Genomic DNA, 4,005 nt, shown 5'->3' with positions numbered 1-4,005 from the left:
ACTGGCACAATCGATTACCTCAATGTGCCGAGCGAGCCCTATCTGCGTTTCGAGAACGCGCTGCGGGAGGGGCAGAAGATCACGGCCGATTTCGATCCGATGCTGGCGAAGCTCGTCGTACACGGCTCCGACCGCGGCCAGGCCGTGGAGCGCGCAATCGGGGCACTGCGTGACCTCTCTGTTCTCGGTGTTCGCACGAATATCGACTATCTTGCCGGAATTCTGGACCACGAGGCCTTCAGGGCGGGGGATCTCCATACCGGCTTCCTGGCGGAGCACGCATCCGCTTTACTCCCGGAGCTTTCCGATCGTCAGGTGCTCGAGGCTGCCATCATCGCGGGTGCGCTCGGCTTTCGCACATTCCGAGACATGGCCTTCGGCGTGCCGCAACCTTACGCATCGATGAATGCTTGGAGAAACTGACAATGTCGTTCACACTGAACCTGGACGGCAAACCAGTCCGGATCGAGATACTCAGGCGCCATCCGAAGCTCGTGCTGTGGATCGATGGGCAGGAACACGTCGTCGGCCGGGATGCAGGAAGTGAGTCCGGCATGCAGGTGCTGGATATCGACGGACGGTCCGTCCGCTTCGCGCGCGCCGGGACCGACGATCGCTGCATGATCCGGCTCGCAGGGCAGACATTCGAGCTGACCTTGCCGGACGCGAACGCGCTCGGACGCGGTGCCGACGACCACGGCGGCGAGGTGCGCGCGCCGATGCCGGGGACCATCGTCAGCATACACAAGTCAGCGGGTGAAATCGTCAACCGAGGTGATGCCCTGCTAACCATCGAAAGCATGAAGCTGCAGATGGCATTAAGCGCGCCGCGCGATGGCGTCGTCGCAGAAATCCTCCACCAGGAGGGGGGGCGCTTCGACAAGGACGACATCATCGCGCGCCTCGTCGACGAGAACCGGAAAGGTTGACATGCGCAAGATCCAATCATCGCTCAGCACTAGCAGCACCGAGTTTCGACGGCGCGAGGCCTATCATCGCGATCTCGTCGCCCGGTTCAGAGAAAGGCAGGGTGCAGCTCGCCACAAGCGGCAGCAGCGCGACCTCGAGCGGCTTCGGCGGCAGGGAAAAATGCTTCCTCGCGAGCGGATCGAGAAGCTGCTCGACCCTTGCACGCCTTTCCTCGAACTGTCGTCGCTCGCGGCGAACATGGCGTATGACGGCGATGCTCCGTCCGCAAGTTGCATCACGGGCATCGGCATTGTCTCGGGCAAGGAAGTGCTGATCCATGCCAACGATTCCACGATCAAGGGCGGCGCCTGGTATCCCCTGACCGTGAAGAAGATTGTCCGTGCCATGGACATCGCGATCGAGAATCGCCTTCCCGTCATCCATCTCTGCGACTCAGCCGGCGGCTTTTTGCAGCTTCAGTCGGAGCTGTTTCCGGACCGTCATATGGCGGGGAGGATCTTTCGGAACCAAACCCTGCTGTCCAAGATGGGTGTCAAGCAACTCGCTTTGGTCTTCGGGCACTGCACCGCCGGTGGCGCCTATGTCCCGGCGCTTTCAGATTACAACGTCATCGTCCGAGACACTGGCGCTGTCTTCCTGGGAGGGCCGCCCCTGGTCAAAGCCGCCACGGGCGAGGATGTCACGGTGGCCGAACTCGGTGGCGCCGAGATGCATACGAGCGTTTCGGGGACCTGCGATTACGCAGCGGAGGACGAAGAGGACGCCATCCGCATCGGCCGCGAAATCGTGGCGCAATGGCAGGTCGCCAAGAAGTGGGACTGTCAGCGGGACACGCCGGAAGCTCCAGCCTACGATCCGGAAGAGCTCTATGGGATCCTGCCGGACGATATAAAAATACAGTTCGACATGCGGGAGGTCATTGCCCGCATCGTCGACGGCAGCCGCTTCCATGAATATCAGCCAGCCTACGGGCGCACCCTGATCTGCGGCTTTGCCAACATCTGGGGCTTCAAAGTCGGCATACTGGCGAACAACGGAGTGTTATTCAACGACTCCTCCTTGAAGGGCGCGCATTTCATCGAACTTTGCAACCAGAACAATACTCCGCTCGTTTTCCTCCAGAATATCACTGGCTACATGATCGGAAGGGAGTATGAGCGCCGCGGCATCACCAAGGATGGTGCCAAGATGATTATGGCGCAGAGCTGCTCGCGCGTGCCTAAGTTCACCTTAATGTGCAATGGTTCGTTCGGAGCTGGAAACTACGGCATGTGCGGCCGTGCCTTTGACGCGCGCTTTATCTTCGGCTGGCCGAACCATCAGGTCGGCGTCATGGGCGGCGATCAAGCTGCGAATACCCTTGTGGAGGTCAAGCTGAACCAGATGAAAAGCCGGGGCGAAACGATCAACCAGGAAGAGATCGAGCGCGTGCGCTCCGAGACGCTCAGGGCCTATCAGCAGCAGTTGTCGGGATATTACGCCACTTCCGAACTTTGGGACGATGGAATGATCGATCCTGTCGATACCCGAAACGCGCTCGGTATAGCCATCTCCGCGTCGCTCAACGCGCCGCTGGGAGATGCCGGCTACGGAGTCTTTCGTTTGTAGCTCCGGCGTTGACGACGCGAACGTGTCGCGACGCATGAGAGACGGACGAGGTCAGACGAATGCTCAGGAATACCTGAATCGCGAGACCGATCGCAAGTTATCACGGCTCGAACATTCAACAGAAGGGAAGTCCACAGTCCGGTGGTCTCCCGAGAAATCCGTCCTCCGAACCCACAGCCAAAGCCTACGGTCTGGGCGGCGATTAGAGGAACCATCGCGGGCGAGCCGCAACAGCCTTTATCGCCCTACTCGTTGTTTTCGCTGTCGGTTCGAGCAATGGGACAGTGAGGAGAAGATGTAGTGGCGGAAGAACCCTCCTCCGAACCCACGGCGAACAAACTACGGCCCTCGCGAAGAATTGGCGCAACATCGCGGAGTTCTTCGGTGAATTCGCCGTAGATTCGAAGACTCGGATACGGGAGAGAGCTGTGGCGTAGAAATGGCGGAGAGAGTGTCAGTCAACTCCCATTGAAAGATAAAGCATTTTCGACCTTCATAGACCAAAACCCACCATTCGAGCTACGGCCCGAAATGGGATTTCGCCGCCGGCAAAAGCCTGTTCAGCCAATGGCCCATCATCGACAACAACACCATCAAGCGACAAGCGAAAAGCAAATTGCCGTCGCGCATGGGGCACAAATCCCGGCCCCATGCGTGCCGCCTAGCTGATCCGCAGGTCATGGCCGAGCGTGAGAGCGGCGACCCCGAACGCGGCAAACAGCATGCCGGACCAGAAATCCCTGGTCGCAATATCCTTTTGAGCGCCATGTTCCCGCCCCCATTTCGAAAACTCAGGTTTTTCTCGCCATGTTCCATCCGCGCGCGATGTCGCCGGGGGCTTCCCAGCCATCCTCAGTGACGATCAGCGTATCCTCGAGCTTGATGTAGCCGCGCGACGGATGGAGCATCGCGGTCTCGATCGAGATCACCATCCCGGGCTGCAGCGGCCGGTCGGCATCGTAAGGCGCATAAGGCACCGGCCCATGTCCGGTGAGCCGCGGCGCCTCGTGACTGACGAGGCCGATGCCGTGCGCCGTGTAGTCCAGTACATTGCCATGCGGCGCCCGGCGCACCGCCTCTTCGCCGGCGGCGATGATGTCGCCGCCGCGTGCGCCCGGGCTGATCGCGCCCCGCGCGGCCTGTTGGACCTCCTCGATCTCGTGCAAGAGATCGTGCAATTCCGCGTCCGGATCGCCCACCACGCCCATGCGGCTGAGGTCGCCGATATAGCCTTTATAGTTGCCGCCGGAATCGAGCGAGATCACGTCGCCCGCCTTCAGGCGCTGATCGGAGGGTGCGCGGTTGTGGCTGTTGCCGGCCGCGATCAGGCAGTACTCGAACACGAGATCCCTGTCGTGCTCCTCGCGCCGCAGCCGATCGACGATATCGTGCTTGCTCATGCCCGGCGCGCAGATGTCGAAAGTCGCGGTCATCGCGTCCACCACGCGCTCGGAAGCTTCGCGCACC

Annotated in this window: 3 protein-coding genes and 1 pseudogene; 3 read left to right on the top strand and 1 reads right to left on the bottom strand. The window is 60.7% G+C overall.

Features of this window, described 5'->3' with window-relative positions:
* The 3 genes and pseudogenes from CWO91_RS41695 to CWO91_RS41685 all read left to right on the top strand — a co-directional run.
* Nucleotides 1-423: pseudogene (locus CWO91_RS41695) on the top strand (3-methylcrotonyl-CoA carboxylase); the annotation flags it as partial.
* A 2-nt stretch (nt 424-425) separates the two neighbouring features.
* Complete coding sequence (locus CWO91_RS41690; protein WP_130221103.1) at nt 426-929, top strand: acetyl-CoA carboxylase biotin carboxyl carrier protein subunit; 504 nt, start codon at nt 426-428, stop codon at nt 927-929.
* Nucleotide 930: 1 nt separating this feature from the next.
* Nucleotides 931-2,538 carry an acyl-CoA carboxylase subunit beta gene (locus tag CWO91_RS41685; RefSeq protein WP_130221102.1) on the top strand — a complete coding sequence of 536 codons (1,608 nt, stop codon included), beginning with the start codon at nt 931-933 and terminating at the stop codon, nt 2,536-2,538.
* 791 nt (nt 2,539-3,329) lie between these two features.
* Here CWO91_RS41685 and CWO91_RS41680 read toward each other — a convergent pair.
* Nucleotides 3,330-4,005: M24 family metallopeptidase (locus tag CWO91_RS41680; RefSeq protein WP_130221101.1), on the bottom strand; the 676-nt coding region annotated here is incomplete at its 5' end.

Source organism: Bradyrhizobium genosp. SA-3 (assembly GCF_004212635.1).
GTDB lineage: Bacteria > Pseudomonadota > Alphaproteobacteria > Rhizobiales > Xanthobacteraceae > Bradyrhizobium.
The sequence above is the reverse complement of the archived record's forward strand: the minus strand, read 5'-3'. Positions and strand labels throughout refer to the sequence as shown.